This is a genomic window from Mycobacteriales bacterium, assembly GCA_035504215.1.
GTDB lineage: Bacteria > Actinomycetota > Actinomycetes > JAFAQI01 > JAFAQI01 > DATAUK01.
This window is the reverse complement of sequence record DATJSI010000072.1, coordinates 1-16,848: the sequence shown is the minus strand read 5'-3', so window position 1 is coordinate 16,848 and position 16,848 is coordinate 1. Positions and strand designations below refer to the sequence as shown.

19 protein-coding genes are annotated in these 16,848 nt (G+C 70.0%); 14 read left to right on the top strand and 5 right to left on the bottom strand.

All coding sequences use genetic code 11. The features are described from left to right. A partial coding sequence (locus VME70_08920; protein ID HTW20318.1) for a PIG-L deacetylase family protein occupies positions 1-596 on the bottom strand: 596 nt, incomplete at its 3' end. 83 nt (positions 597-679) lie between these two features. On the opposite strand from VME70_08920, the gene pcrA reads away from it, so the two are divergent. From pcrA to VME70_08900, 4 genes are all read left to right on the top strand, one after another. Then, complete coding sequence (gene pcrA, locus VME70_08915) at positions 680-2,953, top strand: DNA helicase PcrA (protein HTW20317.1); 2,274 nt, start codon at positions 680-682, stop codon at positions 2,951-2,953. A 111-nt stretch (positions 2,954-3,064) separates the two neighbouring features. Then, the gene (locus VME70_08910) at positions 3,065-3,952 is read left to right on the top strand and encodes a DUF929 family protein (protein HTW20316.1); all 888 of its coding nucleotides are present in this window, start codon (positions 3,065-3,067) and stop codon (positions 3,950-3,952) included. Continuing rightward, on the top strand, positions 3,945-4,496 hold the full coding sequence (locus tag VME70_08905) for a vitamin K epoxide reductase family protein (protein ID HTW20315.1): 552 nt from the start codon (positions 3,945-3,947) through the stop codon (positions 4,494-4,496). Before VME70_08910 ends, VME70_08905 begins: the two co-directional genes overlap by 8 nt. 8 nt (positions 4,497-4,504) lie before the next feature. Then, a complete protein-coding gene (locus tag VME70_08900; GenBank protein HTW20314.1) occupies positions 4,505-5,404 on the top strand; it encodes a DUF929 family protein in 900 nt (299 codons plus the stop codon). Here the strand turns inward: VME70_08900 and VME70_08895 are convergent. Then, positions 5,362-6,243: an alpha/beta fold hydrolase gene (locus tag VME70_08895; protein ID HTW20313.1), complete on the bottom strand. Its 882-nt coding sequence runs from the start codon at positions 6,241-6,243 to the stop codon at positions 5,362-5,364. The two genes, VME70_08900 and VME70_08895, sit on opposite strands and share 43 nt — an antisense overlap. A gap of 87 nt (positions 6,244-6,330) precedes the next feature. Here VME70_08895 and VME70_08890 point away from each other — a divergent pair, with 87 nt between their 5' ends. The 4 genes from VME70_08890 (at position 6,331) to VME70_08875 (ending at position 10,383) form a co-directional block, all read left to right on the top strand. Further along, entirely contained in the window at positions 6,331-6,732 is a 402-nt protein-coding gene (locus VME70_08890) for a cobalamin B12-binding domain-containing protein (protein ID HTW20312.1), read from the top strand. Positions 6,733-6,837: 105 nt separating this feature from the next. Continuing rightward, positions 6,838-8,028, top strand: a complete 1,191-nt coding sequence (gene sucC, locus VME70_08885; GenBank protein ID HTW20311.1) for an ADP-forming succinate--CoA ligase subunit beta — start codon at positions 6,838-6,840, stop codon at positions 8,026-8,028. After that, positions 8,028-8,897 (top strand): succinate--CoA ligase subunit alpha, encoded by an 870-nt coding sequence (gene sucD / locus VME70_08880; GenBank protein ID HTW20310.1) that lies wholly within the window; start codon positions 8,028-8,030, stop codon positions 8,895-8,897. The genes sucC and sucD overlap by 1 nt, the downstream gene beginning before the upstream one ends. A 157-nt stretch (positions 8,898-9,054) precedes the next feature. After that, positions 9,055-10,383, top strand: a complete 1,329-nt coding sequence (locus tag VME70_08875) for a DUF6350 family protein (protein HTW20309.1) — start codon at positions 9,055-9,057, stop codon at positions 10,381-10,383. On the opposite strand, the gene VME70_08870 is transcribed toward VME70_08875, so the two are convergent. The 3 genes from VME70_08870 to VME70_08860 all read right to left on the bottom strand — a co-directional run bounded on the left by VME70_08870 (position 10,370) and on the right by VME70_08860 (position 12,295). After that, on the bottom strand, positions 10,370-11,230 hold the full coding sequence (locus tag VME70_08870; GenBank protein HTW20308.1) for an RDD family protein: 861 nt from the start codon (positions 11,228-11,230) through the stop codon (positions 10,370-10,372). The two genes, VME70_08875 and VME70_08870, sit on opposite strands and share 14 nt — an antisense overlap. A gap of 4 nt (positions 11,231-11,234) precedes the next feature. Next, positions 11,235-11,804 (bottom strand): RDD family protein, encoded by a 570-nt coding sequence (locus tag VME70_08865; GenBank protein HTW20307.1) that lies wholly within the window; start codon positions 11,802-11,804, stop codon positions 11,235-11,237. Positions 11,805-11,887: 83 nt separating this feature from the next. Continuing rightward, the gene (locus VME70_08860; protein HTW20306.1) at positions 11,888-12,295 is read right to left on the bottom strand and encodes a DUF2752 domain-containing protein; all 408 of its coding nucleotides are present in this window, start codon (positions 12,293-12,295) and stop codon (positions 11,888-11,890) included. A gap of 9 nt (positions 12,296-12,304) precedes the next feature. Between VME70_08860 and purN the strand changes: the two genes are divergently transcribed. The 6 genes from purN to VME70_08830 all read left to right on the top strand — a co-directional run bounded on the left by purN (position 12,305) and on the right by VME70_08830 (position 16,707). After that, positions 12,305-13,003, top strand: a complete 699-nt coding sequence (gene purN / locus VME70_08855) for a phosphoribosylglycinamide formyltransferase (GenBank protein ID HTW20305.1) — start codon at positions 12,305-12,307, stop codon at positions 13,001-13,003. Continuing rightward, positions 13,000-14,553: a bifunctional phosphoribosylaminoimidazolecarboxamide formyltransferase/IMP cyclohydrolase gene (gene purH / locus VME70_08850; GenBank protein HTW20304.1), complete on the top strand. Its 1,554-nt coding sequence runs from the start codon at positions 13,000-13,002 to the stop codon at positions 14,551-14,553. The genes purN and purH overlap by 4 nt, the downstream gene beginning before the upstream one ends. A gap of 25 nt (positions 14,554-14,578) precedes the next feature. Beyond that, positions 14,579-15,451: a tetrahydrofolate dehydrogenase/cyclohydrolase catalytic domain-containing protein gene (locus tag VME70_08845; GenBank protein ID HTW20303.1), complete on the top strand. Its 873-nt coding sequence runs from the start codon at positions 14,579-14,581 to the stop codon at positions 15,449-15,451. 12 nt (positions 15,452-15,463) lie between these two features. Continuing rightward, positions 15,464-15,877 (top strand): ACT domain-containing protein, encoded by a 414-nt coding sequence (locus tag VME70_08840; GenBank protein HTW20302.1) that lies wholly within the window; start codon positions 15,464-15,466, stop codon positions 15,875-15,877. After that, positions 15,874-16,212, top strand: coding sequence for a DUF3017 domain-containing protein (locus VME70_08835; protein ID HTW20301.1), 339 nt, complete (start codon positions 15,874-15,876; stop codon positions 16,210-16,212). Before VME70_08840 ends, VME70_08835 begins: the two co-directional genes overlap by 4 nt. A gap of 72 nt (positions 16,213-16,284) precedes the next feature. Further along, positions 16,285-16,707, top strand: coding sequence for a hypothetical protein (locus VME70_08830; protein HTW20300.1), 423 nt, complete (start codon positions 16,285-16,287; stop codon positions 16,705-16,707). Positions 16,708-16,848 lie beyond the last annotated feature (141 nt).

Genomic DNA, 16,848 nt, shown 5'->3' with positions numbered 1-16,848 from the left:
ATCTGGCTCTTGTGCTGGAGCAGGGCCGCCTTCTTGCGCTCGAAGACGTCGGTGACGTCGACGTGGTGGTTGACCCGCTCCATGCCCATGATCCAGGTCTCGGGCACGGTCCAGGCCTCGAGGTCGCCGAGCGCTTCGGCGAAGGCGAACGGGTTGCGGGCGTCTGGGTAGAGCGCATCGAGGGTGGCCGCACCGACCGCACGATGGTCGGGATGCGACGGCGGGATCCGCACCATGTGGCGCTCCGGGGACTGGGCCACGAGCCGCTGCGGCCGCACCTCACGGATCACGCGGGCTATGTCGCGCCGCAGAGCCAGGCTGACCTCGACCTGGCCGTCCGGATAGCCGAGGAACCGAACGTCGCTGACGCCGACCTCGGCCGCGGCGGCGCGCTGCTCGGCCTGGCGGATCCCGGCGATCGCGCTGCGCGGCACGCTCGGGTCGAATCCGCCCGCGTCCCCGTTCGTCACGACGCAGTAGGTGACGTCGATCCCCGCCTTGGTCCAGAGCGCAACCGTGCCCCCGAGCCCGAAGTCGACGTCGTCGGGATGCGCGGTGACGATCAGGATCCGTTCGATACTGCTGTCCTCGATCACCTGCTGGACATTAATCCGCCGGGCGGACCGGCGCGTGGGACCCCGCCGGGATGACCGACTCCGGACATAGGCTCGGTACGCCGATGACGACCCTTTTCGACGAGCGCGGGGACCCCGCGGACCCTGCTGAGCCCGACCACGAGCGGCCCCGCCCGCGAGCCGTCGTCGACCCCGAGACCCTGCTCGAAGGACTGAACCCGCAGCAGCGGGCCGCCGTCGTCCACGAAGGCGCTCCGCTGCTGATCGTCGCGGGCGCCGGCTCGGGCAAGACGCGGGTGCTCACCCACCGGGTCGCCTGGCTGCTCGCCGAGCGCAGTGTCCAGCCCGGGCAGGTGCTTGCGATCACCTTCACCAACAAAGCGGCCGGCGAGATGAAGGAGCGGGTTGCCAAGCTGGTCGGCAACCGGGCTCGCGCGATGTGGGTGTCGACCTTTCACTCCGCCTGCGTGCGGATCCTGCGCGCAGAGGTCAAGCGGCTCGGCTTCACCAGCTCGTTCTCGATCTACGACGCGGATGACTCCCGCCGGCTGATGACCACGGTGTGCCGTGACCTCGACCTGGACCCGAAGCGGCTCTCGCCGCGCTCGGTCAGCGCCCAGGTCTCCAACCTCAAGAACGAGCTGGTCGACTACGAGTCCGCCAAGGCCCAGGCGACCAACCATCTGGAGCGGATGGTCGCGGACGCCTACGAGGTCTACCAGCGCCGGCTGGCCCAGTCGAACGCGCTGGACTTCGACGACCTGATCATGACGACGGTGAGCATCCTTCAGCTCTTCCCGGAGGTCGCGGAGCACTATCGGCGGCGGTTCCGGCACGTGCTGGTCGATGAGTACCAGGACACGAACCACGCGCAGTACGTCCTCGTCCGCGAGCTGGTCGGCGAGGGCGAGGATGCCGCCGAGCTGTGCGTCGTCGGCGATGCGGACCAGTCGGTCTACGCGTTCCGGGGCGCAACGATCCGCAACATCCTCCAGTTCGAGGCGGACTACCCCGACGCGCGGGTGATCCTGCTCGAGCAGAACTACCGTTCGACGCAGACCATCCTGAACGCCGCCAACGCGGTGATCGCACGCAACCCGGACCGCAAGCCGAAGCGGCTGTGGTCCGACGCCGGTGCCGGCGAGAAGATCGTCGGGTACGTCGCTGACAACGAACACGACGAGGCGGCCTGGATCGCCACCGAGATCGACCGGCTGGCCGACAACGAAGGCATTCGGCCCTGCGACGTCGCGGTGTTCTACCGCACCAATGCCCAGAGCCGCGTGTTCGAGGAAGTGTTTATCCGGGTCGGGCTGCCCTACAAGGTCGTCGGCGGAGTCCGCTTCTATGAGCGGCGCGAGATTCGCGACGCGCTCGCTTATCTCCGCGTGGTCTTCAACCCGTCCGACACCGTCTCGCTACGACGGATCCTCAACACCCCCAAGCGCGGCATCGGCGACACCTCCGAAGGGGCGATCGCCACTCTCGCCGAGCGCGAACGGATCACGTTCTTCGAGGCGCTGCATCGGGCCGCCGATGCCAACCTCGCGTCGCGCTCGTTGAATGCCATCCAGGCGTTCGTTGCGCTGATCGACGAGCTGGTGTCGATGGCGGATGCAGCGCCCGGCGACGTCCTCGAGGCGGTGCTCGACCGCAGCGGCTACCTCGCCGAGCTTCGTGCCAGCTCGGACCCGCAGGACGAAGGGCGCGTGGAGAACCTCGAGGAGCTCGTCTCGGTCGCGCGGGAGTTCGAGCAGACCCGGCCCGAAGGCACCCTCGGCGACTTCCTGGAACAGGTCGCGCTGATCGCCGACGCCGACCAGGTGCCCGACTCGGACGGCTCGGACGGCGTGGTGACGCTGATGACCCTTCACACCGCGAAGGGGCTGGAGTTCCCGGTCGTCTTCCTCTCCGGCATGGAGGACGGCGTCTTCCCGCACATCCGCTCGCTCGGCAACGCGACCGAGCTCGAGGAGGAGCGCCGGCTGGCCTATGTCGGGATCACCCGGGCGGAGAAGCGCCTCTATGTCAGTCGCGCGAACATCCGGTCGGCGTGGGGCTCGCCGTCGTACAACCCGCCATCGCGGTTCCTCGACGACCTGCCTCCGGAGCTTGTCGAGTGGCATGGCTCGGCCACCGCGAACACCTCCGCGCTGGCGATCGAGCGTGCCAACCGGCGCGGTCGGTCGGCCGGCCCGGGGTTGCGGCCGGTGCCATCGCTGCAGCCGGGCGACCGGGTCACCCACGATGCCTTCGGCATGGGCGTTGTCGTGGCGGTCCGTGGGGTGGACTCCTCGGCCGAGGCGGAGGTCGACTTCGGCGCCGAGGTGGGGCGTAAGCGCCTGTTGCTGCGCTACGCCCCCGTGGTGAAGCTGTGAAGAACGGTCGATAACAGGCCGATAACCCCAAGGTTGACCCTGAACGGCTCCTCAGGTTCCGCCCGTATGTCCCGTTAGGCTGGAGTTTCCGGTGATCACGAAAGGGCTGCCGTGGGTCGCACAACGAACAAGCAGCGTCGCCAGAACCAGGCGACGACCGCCAGGGAGAAGGCGGCCCTCGCGCGCCAGCAGCACCAGCGTGACGCCCAGCGTCGCCGCGCCATGGCAGTCATCAGCACGGTGGTCGTGATCGCGGTCGCCGCGGTCGTGGTGGCGGTCGTGGCGATCAACCACAAAGGCAAGCAGAGCGCTGCCGGCAACCGGGTGGCCGCGAATGCCGCCACGCTGCAGACCCTTACGTCGGTCAGCGCGGCGACCTTGAACAAGGTGGCACTCGGGTCGGACAAGCTCGCGCCGAAGAAGGTGAGCGACCCGGCGCTCACGTCCGGCGGCAAGCCCGAGGTGCTGTTCATCGGCGCCGAGTTCTGCCCGTACTGCGGGGCCGAGCGCTGGCCGCTGATCCAGGCACTGTCACGGTTCGGCACCTTCAAGCACCTGAACGAGATCAGCTCGTCCAGCACCGACGTCGATCCCAACACGCCGACCTGGAGCTTCTACAAGTCGAGCTACTCCAGCAAGTACCTGACCTTCGTCCCGATCGAGAACGAGACGCGGACGAAGGCCACGCTGGTGAACCCGACGAACGCCGAGGCGGCGCTGTGGGAGAAGTACACCGGCAACCCACCCGCGTTCCCGTTCATCGATTACGGTGGGAAGTACGTCCAGACCTCGCAGAGCTACGACCCGGGCCTGCTCGCCGGCCTGACCCAGAGCCAGGTGGCCGCGCAGCTCAACAACCCGAACAGCAAGATCGCGAAGGCGATCGACGGTGAGGCCAACGTGACGACAGCGACGATCTGCTCGATGACCAACAACCAGCCGGCCAGCGTCTGCCTGTCGCCGATGATCACCACCATCCAGAGTCAGCTCGGTGGCTAGGTCCCGCGGCGGCGCCGCTACCAAGACCCGGACCTCGAGACCGGCTCCGGCCACGGCGGCCGCGCCGGTTCGCTCCGTCCCGAGCGGGCCCAACGTCCGCTGGGCCGCACCGGTCACGTTCCCGCTGTCGTTGATCGGGCTCGGCCTCTCGATCTACCTGACCATCCAGCACTTCAGCGGCTCGACCAGCTTCGCCGGCTGCCCGGCTTCGGGGAAGATCGACTGCGCCAAGGTGACGACGAGCTCCTGGTCGGAGCTGTTCGGGCACATCCCGGTCGCGCTCGCCGGGCTCATCTACTACGTCGTCATGGTCGCGCTCGTGAGCCCGTGGGCCTGGCGGGTCGCCAACATCTGGCTCGACCGGCTCCGCCTCGCAGCCGGGGTCGCCGGGATCGGGATGGTCTCCTACCTGGTCTACGCCGAGGTCGTGAAGATCAAGTCGATCTGCATCTACTGCACGGGCGTACACATCGTGACGTTCTTGCTGTTCCTCACGATCCTGGCGGCGTACCTGTTGCGGCCGTTGGACCCGATCCGGGAGTAGCGCTCGACATGGGGCGGGAGACCAACCGAAGCCGCCGGCAGGGACAGGCGGCGTCCGCCCGCGAGAAGGCCGCGGCGGCTCGGGTCGAGGAGGAGCGGCTGCGCCAGCGCCGGCGGGCACTGACCGTCATCGGCGTGGTCGTCGTCCTGGCCATCGTTGCCGTCATCGGTGCGGTGGTGGCGATCAACCACAAGGGCAAGTCCGGCTCGGCGACGACCGCATCGGCGGCCGTGGTGAGCCGGCTGACCTCGGTGCCGGCATCGACCATCTCCGCGGTGGGCGCCGGGGGCAGCGGCATCCTGGCCGGCGGCCTGCCCGAGACCATCCGGGGCGGTCAGCCGCTCGCCTCCGCGGGAAAGCCCACCGTGCTCTACATCGGCGCCGAGTTCTGCCCGTACTGCGCAGCCGAGCGTTGGGCGCTGATCCAGGCGCTCTCGCGGTTCGGCACCTTCTCCGGTCTCGAGCAGATCCGCTCGCACGAGGACGACATCGCGACCTTCACGTTCCTGCACGCGAGGTACACCAGCAAGTACCTGAGCTTCGACCCGAAGGAACAAGAGGACCAGACCGGCGGCAAGCTCCAGGCACTGACGTCGTTCGAGAACGCCCAGTTCTCGAAATACGTCGCGCCGGGGTCCAACGGCCCGGGCTACCCGTTCCTGTACTTCGACGGGAAGTACGTCAGCACGTCCGGCATGGTCGATCCCGGCGTGCTGGTCGGCAAGACGTGGTCGCAGATCTCCGCTGCTCTGTCCGATCCGACCTCCGCGGTGGCGAAGGCGATCCTCGGCGCGGCCAACTACATCACCGCGGCGATCTGCACTCTGACCCACGACCAGCCGGCCAGCGCCTGCCCGGCCAGCATTCAGGCGCTGTCGACGTCCTTCACGGCGTACGGCGCCACCTGAGGCTGGCCGGGCGAGCCCAGCCGGGTCACGCCCGCGGTCAGCGTCGCGCCGTGCGAGTTGAGGTGGGCGAGCGTGTGGGTGATCTCGCGGACGATCCGCCGGTCGATCGGCAGTGACATGTGGCCGACGCCGCGCACCAGGATGTTGCGCGCCGACAGGTCCGGATGGTCGATCGCGGCGGCCCGCTTCGGTGAGATCAGCGCATCGATGTCGCTCCAGAACGAGACGAAGCGGGTCTGGCACTCGGGGGCCGGCTCCCCCAGCTCCTCCACGATCGTGCTGTCGGGAGCCAGCTGCTGGCACACGCCGCGCGGGAACAACCGGGCGGTCCGGGTGCCGTGGTGCGGCGTACCGAGCGTGACCAGCGTGTGCACCCGGGAGTCGCCGCCGAGCCGCTGGACGTAGTACCGCGCCACCAGCCCGCCCATCGAGTGGCCGACGACGTGGATCCGCTCGTAGCCGGTCAGCTCGCAGATCGACTCCACCGACGAGGCGAGCCGGTGGGCGGCGTCGCGCAGATCGGCGGTCCAGATCCGGTAGTTCATCGTCCAGACCCGCCCGAAGCCGCGCCGGCGCAGGTGCCGGCGGAGCAGGGTGAAGATCGAGCGGTTGTCGACCAGGCCGTGTACCAGCAGGATCGGCGTGCCGGCCGCCTCGACGTCGCCGATGAACAGCCCTCGGTGCACCGGTGAGAGCTTGCCGAGGGAGTACCGCTCGGCAGCCGGCCTGATCCGCTCTTGGGCCACGCCGAACGGGTAGCTCACCAGATGGGTCGCGATCCAGGCGGCTTCGACTGCGGTGCCCTTGACCGCGCGCCCGAGAGCCGCCCCCCGCTGCATGCTGGAAACGTTACCTCGGGCCCGCGAGCGGGCGCCGAATATCCTTGCGGCAGGCCCGGCGACCTCCGCCGGTCGAGGAGGACGTCGATGCCGATCCGCGTTGTGGTGGCGAAACCGGGCCTCGACGGGCACGACCGCGGCGCGAAGGTGGTCGCCCGCGCGCTACGGGACGCCGGCATGGAGGTCATCTACACCGGCCTGCACCAGACGCCGGAACAGATCGTTGCCACCGCGATCCAGGAGGATGCGCACGCGATCGGGCTCTCGGTGCTCTCCGGCGCCCACATGACCCTGTTCAAGCGGGTCATCGAGCTGCTCGACGAGGCAGACGCTCGCGACATCGTCGTCTTCGGCGGCGGGATCATCCCGGACGCGGACATCGCGCCGTTGAAGGAGATCGGCGTGGCCCAGATCTTCACACCGGGTACGCCGACGGCGGCGATCGTCGAGTGGGTGAGCGACCACGTGACGGTCAGCGGCGGCGCCTGACCCGCCTCGGCTCGGGACCCGCGCAGGCGCCGTACCGGCGGTCGATACGGTAGCCAGGCCGGGCGCAGCGCACCGCTCGCCCGACGCTGCGGTGAAGGAGTGAGCGTGGACCTGTTCGAGTGGCAGGCCAAGGAGCTGTTCGCCAAGTACGGCGTACCGACGACCCGGCAGGTCGTGGTCACGAGCGTCGACGAGGTACGGCCGGCGGTCGAGGAGCTCGGTGGCGGCCCGGTGATGGTGAAGGCGCAGGTGAAGACCGGCGGCCGCGGCAAGGCCGGCGGTGTGAAGTTCGCGCCGTCCGCCGACGACGCGGTCGAGAAGGCCGGCGCAATCCTCGGGATGGACATCAAGGGGCACGAAGTCCGCACGCTGCTGATCTCGCAGGCGGCCGACATCGGCACCGAGTACTACTTCTCGTTCTTGCTCGACCGCGGCAGCCGCAACTACCTGGCGATGTGCTCGGCCGAGGGCGGGATGGAGATCGAGGAGCTCGCCGTCGAGCGCCCGGACGCGCTCGCGCGGGTGCCGATCGACCCGGTCGAAGGCGTCAGCGCGACCAAGGCCATGGAGATCGCGTCGGCCGGCAACATCCCCGAGGAGGTTCGCGACCGGGCCGCCGCGGTCATCGAACAGCTGTGGCGGGTCTTCGTCGGGGAAGAAGCCACGCTGGTCGAGGTCAACCCGTTGGTGCGTACCCCTGACGACGAGATCCTCGCGCTCGACGGAAAGGTCACGCTCGACGACAACGCGGCGTTCCGGCATGAAGCGGTTCACGACGCGTATCGCGACGTCTCGTCGACCGACCCGCTCGAAGTGCGGGCGAAGGAGTTGCATCTCAACTACGTGAAGCTCGACGGAGAGGTCGGGATCATCGGCAACGGCGCGGGCCTGGTGATGTCGACGCTCGATGTCGTCGCGTATGCAGGCGAGAGCTTCGGCGGGGTGCGTCCCGCCAACTTCCTCGACATCGGCGGCGGCGCATCCGCCGAGGTCATGGCCAACGGGCTCGACGTGATCATGTCCGACCCATCGGTGCGCTCGGTGTTCGTCAACGTGTTCGGCGGCATCACGTCCTGCGACGCGGTCGCCAACGGCATCGTCCAGGCGCTGTCGTTGCTCGAGGGCCGAGGTGAGCAGGTGACCCGTCCGCTGGTCGTCCGGCTCGATGGCAACAACGCCGAGGAGGGCCGGCGGATTCTCACCGAGGCAGCACATCCCATGGTCGAGCAGGTCGACACGATGGACGGCGCCGCGCAACGCGCGGCCGAGCTCGCGAGCGTCGGAGGGGCGGCCTGATGGCGATCTGGCTCACGAAGGACAGCAGGGTCATCGTCCAGGGCATCACCGGCTCCGAGGGGACCAAGCACACCCGTCGGATGGTGGCTGCCGGCACCAACATCGTGGGTGGTGTCAACGCCCGCAAGGCCGGCACCGACGTCGACGGGATTCCCGTTTTCGCGACGGTTGCCGAAGCCATGGCCGAGACCGGTGCGGATGTTTCGGTCGGGTTCGTGCCGGCCGCGTTCACCAAGGACGCGGCGCTCGAGGCGGTCGACGCGGGCATTCCGCTGCTCGTCGTCATCACCGAGGGGGTGCCGGTCCAGGACACGGCGTACTTCTTCGCCTACGCCCGCGAGCGCGGCACGACCAGCATCATCGGACCGAACTGCCCCGGCCTGATCTCGCCCGGCCAGGCCAACGCGGGCATCATCCCCGCCGACATCACCGGCCCGGGCCCGATCGGGCTGGTCTCGAAGTCCGGCACGCTGACCTACCAGATGATGTACGAGCTGAGCAGCATCGGCTTCTCGACCGGGGTCGGCATCGGCGGCGACCCGGTGATCGGTACGACGCACATCGACTGCCTGGCCGCCTTCCAGGACGACCCCGACACCGAGGCGATCGTGATGATCGGCGAGATCGGCGGCGACGCCGAGGAGCGAGCGGCCGACTTCATCAAGGCCAACGTCACCAAGCCGGTCGTGGGGTATGTCGCCGGGTTCACGGCGCCCGAGGGCAAGACGATGGGCCACGCCGGCGCGATCGTCTCCGGCTCCTCGGGGACTGCGGCGGCGAAGGCGGCAGCGCTCGAGGCGGTCGGCGTGCGGGTCGGCAAGACGCCGAGCGAGACCGCCCGGCTGATGGCGGAGATCGTCGGCCGCTGACCCGCGGCCGCTGAACGGACTGCGGCCACGGATCGTCCGGTGCCGCTGGGCCCGGTGTCGCTGCCTTGCGCCGTCCCCGGTGGGCCATTGGTGACGTTATGTACGGCTGCGGCGTGTAACACCCGCCTCAGGCGTTGCCGGCTGTCACCATCGCGGGGTGGCCGACCTCACCCACGGCAAGCTCCGCCCCAGCCGCGTTCCAGCCGGCCGCGGATCGGCCACCGCGACCAAGGACCGCCCACCCGCTTCGTCGCGTCCCTCGCGCCCGCGTCGCCCGGACCACCCGGAGCCGGAGCTGGCCGCCTCCGTGTGGATCCGCGGCGCGTTCGGTGCCGCCTGGGCGGCCGCGCTCGGCATCGGCTCGCTCTACGTCGTGGCGCTCATCATCTGGGCCGCCGACTCCCGCTCCAGCGCCAGCGCGGGTGCCGCGCTGCGGCTGGCCGGCCAGCTCTGGCTGGTCGCACACCGAAGCCCCTTGCGGGTCGATGGCGGCGCGATCGCGATCCCGCCCCTGGTGCTGACCGTCGGCCTCGGCCTGATGCTGGCCAGAGCAAGCTCGCTGGTGGCTCGCGCCAGCCGGTGTACCGAGGTGCGCGACCTCGGTCCGGTTATCGCCTCGGTCGCCCTGCCCTATGCCGTCATCGGCGGCGTGCTCGCCGGGTTCTCCGGTAGCTGGACCATCCACCCGTCGATCGGTGCCTCGGTCGTCTGCACCGGCATCGTCGGGACCGGGTTCGCCGGCCTCGGCGCCGTCCGCGGCTGCGGGCTCGGGCGCGGGCTGTGGGAGTGGACCCCGGGCGCCGCGCGGGTGCCGCTGCAGGCCGCCGGAGTCGCCGGGGCGGTTCTGCTCGGCGCAGCGGCGCTGCTCGCGGCGGCAGACGTCCTGGTGCACCTGCACCGCTTCACCGGCGTCCTCGACCACTACTCCGGCGGGCCGGGGAAGGTCTCGATGCTGCTGCTGTCGGTGGTCCTGCTGCCGAACACCGTGCTGTTCGCGCTCGGGTACCTTCTCGGGCCGGGTTTCGGGCTCGGCACCGGTACGTCGGTAGCCCTCGGTGGCGCGCATCTCGGGGCGCTGCCCGCCCTGCCGCTGGTGGCGACGGCACCCACCGGCCGGGCGCCACTCCCGGTGGTGGCGTACTGCGTCGTGGCCGTCATCGCGGCCGGAGTGGTCGCCGGGCGGCGACTGGCCTGCGTCGAGGCCTCAGACCTGGCGACCCGCGCGCGCGGCGTCGCGATCACGAGCGCCGTGCTCGGCGTCGGCGTCGCGCTCGCGCTGGGTTTCTCCGGCGGCCCGGCCGGTCCCGGCCGGCTGCGTGCGTTCGGGCCTTCGCCGTGGCAGACCGGCCTCGCCGCGGCGGCCGAGACGGCGGTCGTCTGCGCGGTGGTGCTTGCCGTGTACGCCCTTCGTCGACGAAGCGGCGAACCCACTATCGATCTGGTGGCCGCCGAGGCTCAGCCCGACGGCGAGGTCAGCGCGTCCTGACCACGAAGGTGCTGGCCGCCTTGTCGTGCCAGCCCTGGTTGCGGTGCGCGCCGTCGAAGAACGGAGAGATGTAGACCAGCAGCGTGAGCAGGCTGCAGAGGAACCCCGCCGCGGTCGGGATGATCCACCGGACGAACGACGAGCCCCACCCGGGCACCTGACCGTTGTCGGCTCGGATCACCTTCACCCCGGCCGCCATCTTGCCCAGCGTCGCGCCCCGGACCGCGATCATCCCCACCTCGTAGAGGATGCCGATGATCGCGAAGATCGCCAGCACCGCGAACAGCGCACCGATGTCAGCGTGACTCGTCGTCACCGTGGTGGTGCCGTCCGGGTTCGTCACGGTGTGCGAGTTGTGGACGATGCTGATGCCCAACGGGATCGCGATGGCCACGACGACCGCACCGATCAGCAGGCCGTCGATGATCCGGGCGCCGAGCCGGTTGCCCATCGACGCGATGCATCCGACGCCGGTGCCGAGCGGCGGCCCGTAGCCCTGCGGCGCGCCGTACCCATAGGCCGGCTGGGTGTAGCCGTAGGGCGGCGGTTGTCCGTACGGCGGTTGCTGCCCGTACGCCGGCGGCGGCTGGCCGTAGGGCGGCGGCTGGCCATAAGGCGGAGGCTGGCCATAAGGCGGCGGCTGTCCGTACGGCGGCGGAGATCCGCCCGGTGGCGGCTGGGCCCCGGGCGTCGCCCCGCCGTAGTACGGCGGCGGCTGGGCGCCGAACGACGGCGAGTTCGGCCGCGGTGCGCCGTAGTCGGGGTTGCCGAACTGCGGCGCCTGATACGGATCCTCCGGCGCCGAGCCCTCACCGGACGACGTGCCCGGATCGTCGGGGGTCGTCATCGACTCAGAGCTTCACGACCACGGTGCCGACGATCTTGTCGGCGAACGTCTGGCGCTTCGAGTCCCACAGCGGCCAGAACCAGCCGATCAGGCAGGCCAGCGAGTCGAGGATGTGGCAGATCCAACGCACGATTCCCATGCCGCCGCCGAGCAGCTGGCCGTCCTGCGCCTTGATCAGCTTCAAGCCGACCAGGCGCTTGCCCGGAGACTGTCCGGTCGCGCCGTTCATGTAGGCGATGACGATCCCGATCACCAACCCGACGATGTTGTCGACGACCCTGCTGCCGGTCGCGATGCCAAGGATCGCCGAAGGGATGAACACGATCAGGAAGTCGATGAGGAAACCGCCGACGCGCTGGATCCACGAGGCGAGCGGCGGGCCCGAGTAGCCGACCGGCTGCTCGTAGTTGCCACCACCGCCGTAGGCCGGAGGGGCGCCGTACTGCGGCGGCGGGGCGCTGTACTCGGGCGGCGGTGTTCCATAGGCCGGAGGCGGCGTTCCGTAGTCCGGGGGCGGCGGGGGCGGCGGCGTGCCTTCCGACGGCGGCTGGCCCGGGTCTTCCGGTGTGGTCATCTCGTGCCCTTCCGGTCGGTGCTGCGAACAGCCTCAGTGCGGACAATAGGGGCCGCGAGGGGCGCGCGGCGGGATTGGTGCCATCACAGCGAGATCACGCCGAACCGCACGAGCTGCCAGATCTCCGACGCGATGAGTACGGCGGCGATCACCAGTACCCGGTTGCGTTTCGACTCGCGCCACCATCGCGGTGGCCGGATCACGTCGTACAGCGGCCAGCCGGCCAGCAGGCCGACCGCGAGCGGCGAAGTGCGCAGCGCGCCGAGCACGTCACCGTGCCCGAGCCGCACCGCGGCGGTCGTGCCGCCGCAGAACGGGCACGGCAGGCCGGTGAGCTCCCGGAACAGGCACAGCGTCGCCGGCCGGTGCGGGATGTGCAGCGCCGCGACGACGATCGCGACCGAGGCGACCGCGAGATAGCGGCCGCCGACGCGTACCGCCGGTCGCCGCGCGTGGTCGGAGCAGGCATGAGGGGCAACCGCGGCGCTCACGCGGGCAGCATGGCAGATCGAGGTGCGCCCGGACGGTATCCTGAGCACTCTTCCCCGTTCCCTGCGTCCCCCGTCCATCCGACCGACTACCGGGGAGTCAGCCTGTCCGCCCGGCTCGTTGTGCTGGTCTCCGGCACCGGCACGAACCTCGCCGCGCTCCTGGACGCGACCGGCGACCCGGCGTACGGCGCGACGGTGGTCGCGGTCGGAGCCGACCGGGACGGCATCGAGGCACTCGCCCGGGCCGAACGGGCCGGCGTCCCGACCTTCGTGCTGCGGGTGCCCGACTTTCCGGACCGGGAGGCGTGGGACGCCGCCTTCGCCGATGAGGTCGCGAAGCACGAGCCCGATCTGATTGTCTCCGCCGGTTTCATGAAGCTTGCCGGAGCGGCCTTCCTGGATCGCTTCGGTGGCCGCTACGTCAACACCCATCCGGCGCTGCTGCCGTCGTTCCCCGGAACGCACGGCGTCAGGGACGCGCTGGCGCAGGGCGTCACGATCACCGGTTGCACACTGTTCATGGTCGACCGCGGGGTCGACACCGGCCCGATCATCGCGCAGCGCGCCGTCGACGTGGCGCCCGACGACGACGAAGCGAGCTTGCACGAGCGGATCAAGACCGCGGAGCGGGCGATGCTGATCGAGACGATCGGACGGATGGCGCGCGAGGGCTGGCAGGTCACCGACAGAAAGGTCACGATCGGATGAGCAGGCGTCGCATCACCCGCGCGCTGGTCAGCGTCTACGACAAGACCGGGCTCGATGACCTCGGGCGTGTGCTCGCCGCCGCCGGCGTCGAGATCGTGTCGACCGGTTCGACCGCGGCGCGGCTGCGCGACGCAGGTGTGCCGGTGACCGCGGTCGAGGAGCTCACCGGATTTCCCGAGTGCCTCGACGGGCGGGTGAAGACGCTGCACCCGAAGGTGCACGCCGGCATCTTGGCCGACCTGCGCAAACCCGAGCATGCCGCCCAGCTCGAGGCGCTCGGCGTCGAGGCGTTCGATCTCGTGGTCGTCAACCTCTACCCGTTCCGCGACACCGTCGCCTCCGGTGCTGCTCCGGACGAGTGCGTCGAGCAGATCGACATCGGTGGCCCCACGATGGTGCGCGCGGCCGCGAAGAACCACCCTTCGGTGGCGGTCGTCGTCGACCCGGCCGCGTACCCGGAGGTCGCCGAGGCACTCGCCGCCGGCGGCTTCACCCTCGAGGAACGCCAGCGGCTGGCGGCCCGGGCATTCGCGCACACCGCGTCGTACGACGTGGCGGTGGCGTCGTGGATGGGCAACGTCCTCGTCCCGACCGACGACGGGACCGGCTTCCCGACCTGGACGGGAGCCACCTGGGAGCGTGCGGCAGTCCTGCGCTACGGCGAGAACCCGCACCAGCGAGCGGCGCTCTACCGGCACTGGCGCGGCGGGCTCGCGGCCGCCGAGCAGCTGCACGGCCCCGAACTCTCGTACAACAACTACGTCGACACCGACGCCGCCCGGCGCGCGGCGTCCGACTTCGATCAGCCGTGCGTCGCGATCATCAAGCACGCCAACCCGTGCGGCATCGCAGTCGGGCGGGACATCGCCGAGGCGCACCGGCTCGCCCACGAGTGCGACCCGGTGTCGGCGTATGGCGGGGTGATCGCAGCCAACCGGACCGTCACGAAGGCGTTGGCCGAGCAGCTGTCGGGCATCCTCACCGAGGTGATCTGCGCGCCGGACTATGACGAGGCCGCGCTCGAGGTGTTCGGTACCAAGGCGAAGTTGCGGGTGCTCCGCTGCCCGCCGGATGAGCACCCGGATCCGTTGGAGTTCAAGGCGATTAGCGGCGGGATGCTGATGCAGACGGTCGACCGGCTCGACGCCACTGGCGACGACCCGGCCGGCTGGGAGCTGAAGGCCGGTGAGCCGGTCGACGATGAGACCCTCGCCGAGCTCGGCTTCGCCTGGCGGGCCTGCCGGGCCGTGAAGTCGAACGCGATCGTGCTCGCGTCCGGCGGAGCTACCGTCGGGGTCGGTATGGGCCAGGTCAACCGGGTCGACTCCGCGCGGCTAGCAGTGGCGCGGGCCGGTGACCGCGCCAAGGGTTCGGTCGCGGCGAGCGACGCGTTCTTCCCGTTCCCCGACGGCCTTCAGGTGCTGATCGACGGTGGTGTGCGCGCGGTGGTCGAGCCCGGCGGCTCGCTGCGCGACGAGCTGGCGATCGAGGCGGCAGCTGCCGCGGGTGTCAGCCTGTACTTCACCGGCACCCGGCACTTCTTCCACTGATCGTCGAAGCGGAGGCCCAGCACCGATGACCGCACGCCTGCTTCCCGGCGGACCGGTGGCGGATGCCGTCCTGGCCGAGCTCGCGCCCCGGATCGAGGCGCTCAAGGCGGCGGGACGCCCGCCCGGTCTCGGCACGATTCTCGTGGGCGACGACTCGGCGAGCGCGGGCTACATCAAGGTCAAGCAGGACAAGGCGGCGGAGCTCGGGTTGCGCTCCCCGCACGTGCACCTCCCGCAGGACGCGAGCCAGGCCGACGTCATCGCCGCGATTCGTGAGTTTAATACCGATGACGCCGTCGACGCGATGCTCGTGCAGCACCCCACGCCGCCGCAGATCGACTTCGACGCGGCACTGATGGCGATGAATCCTGACAAGGATGTCGACGGGCTGCACCCGACCAACATGGGGCGGCTGGCGCTCGGCATGCCGGGTCCGGTGCCGTGCACCCCGGCCGGGATCGAGGCATTGCTCGCCTACTACGAGATCCCGGTCGCGGGCCGACCGGTGTGCATCCTCGGTCGCGGTACGACGCTCGGGCGGCCGTTGTCGCTGCTGCTGACCCAGAAGCGCCCGACCGCCAACGCCGCGGTCACCGTGGTTCACACCGGCGTGCCGAACTGGCCCGACTACACCCGCCGCGCAGAGATCGTGATCGCGGCCGCCGGCGTGCCGGGCATCCTGCAGCCGGAACACATCAGCCCCGGCTCGGTGGTCGTCGGCGGCGGCGTTCGTTACGAGGGGCGGCGGCTGCTCCCCGACGTCGACGAGTCGTGCGCCGAGGTCGCCGGCGCCATCACGCCTCGCATCGGCGGGGTCGGTCCGACCACGGTTGCGATGCTGTTCCGCAACTGCATCGAAGCGGCGGAGGCCAGGCACCGGCGATCCGTCGCGTCCTAGGATCAGCCCGAAATGAAAGATCTGTCGCCGAGCCTCGATCCGGTCGAGCTGGCGGTGCTGCGCCTTCCCGCCGGTTGGCAGCCGCCGGCCGTCCCCGGCGACCGCTTCACCGCGGTCGTCTCGAGTGACCTGGAAGTCACGGTCGTCTGCGACGCTGCGCTGCTGAGCGAGGATGCCTGGTCACAGCAGGCCCTGGACACCGACCTGGGCTGGCAGCGCATCACGTTCCCGGGGCCGCTGCCGTGGGAGCAGGTCGGCTTCCTCGCCGATGTCGCGAGCCGGCTGGCGGGCGCCCAGATCCCGTTCACGTCGATCTCCGGCTTCACCACGGACCACGTGTTGGTGCGAGCGGCCCAGGCCAACCTCGCGATGGCAGTTCTGTCGGGCGAGCAGCCGCCGCCGCAACGTCCCGGCACCAACCCGTGACCGACCCGTCGCCTCCCGTGACCGACCCGTCGCCGCCCGAGCCGCCCTCCGCGCCCACCCAGGCGCCGCGCCGCCGGATCGACCCGCTCTCGTTGGTGACGGTCACGGTGGCGGTCGGCGTACTGATCGCCGCCCTGCACCACCCACGGACCGGCATGTTCGTCGTGTGCGGCGGCCTCGGTGCCGCCGCGCTGCTGCGGCTGGTGCTGAGCCCGCGTGATGCCGGCCTGCTCGTGGTCCGAAAGCGCCGGCTCGACGTCGTGGTGCTGCTCGGGCTCGCGATTGCTCTCGGGGTGCTTGCGGCAGTTACGCCGTTCCCCGCCGGGCAGGGATAGCGCAACGGCGTGACGACCCCAGCCACCGAACACAAAGCCGATCGACCATAACCGGCGCTACACGACATGTCGGTGTGTGCCGAAATACATCTCATGGCTCCGGATGCCGAGGTGGACTACGAGGGCGCTTGGCGGGCGCTCGCTGATGCATGCCCCGGGTTCGCATCGAGCGAGGAGTCGTTGGCCGTCGACGAGGATGATGGCCGATACATCTGGGTTGCCGCTTTGGTCCGCTATCTGGTTCGACGCCTCTCGGAGGGCGATACGACGGAACTGGCTCGTGCCTGCGTCGCCGTCGAGGGGATCCTGGCCGACGGTGGCCGGGACGAGCGAAACCTCGCCAACGTCGGGTTCATCGAGGACATCACCAATGCGAACATCCACGACCGGAGCACGACTCCGCACGACCTCCTGCCGTTCTTCGGACCACTGGCTCTCCACAACGAGTGGCTACTGAACATCGAACACGGCTACAACTACCAAGGCGGTCGATAGGTGCCGCTTTTGGGCACCGTTGAGGCAGGCTTGATCTCGTGATCGTCGCAACCGAACGCCTCGGCTACCCCCCGCCGCGAACGGGTTGGCGGCGCTTCGTGCCATGGGAGAGTCAAGTCGAGCTCGTCTTCGACGACCGCC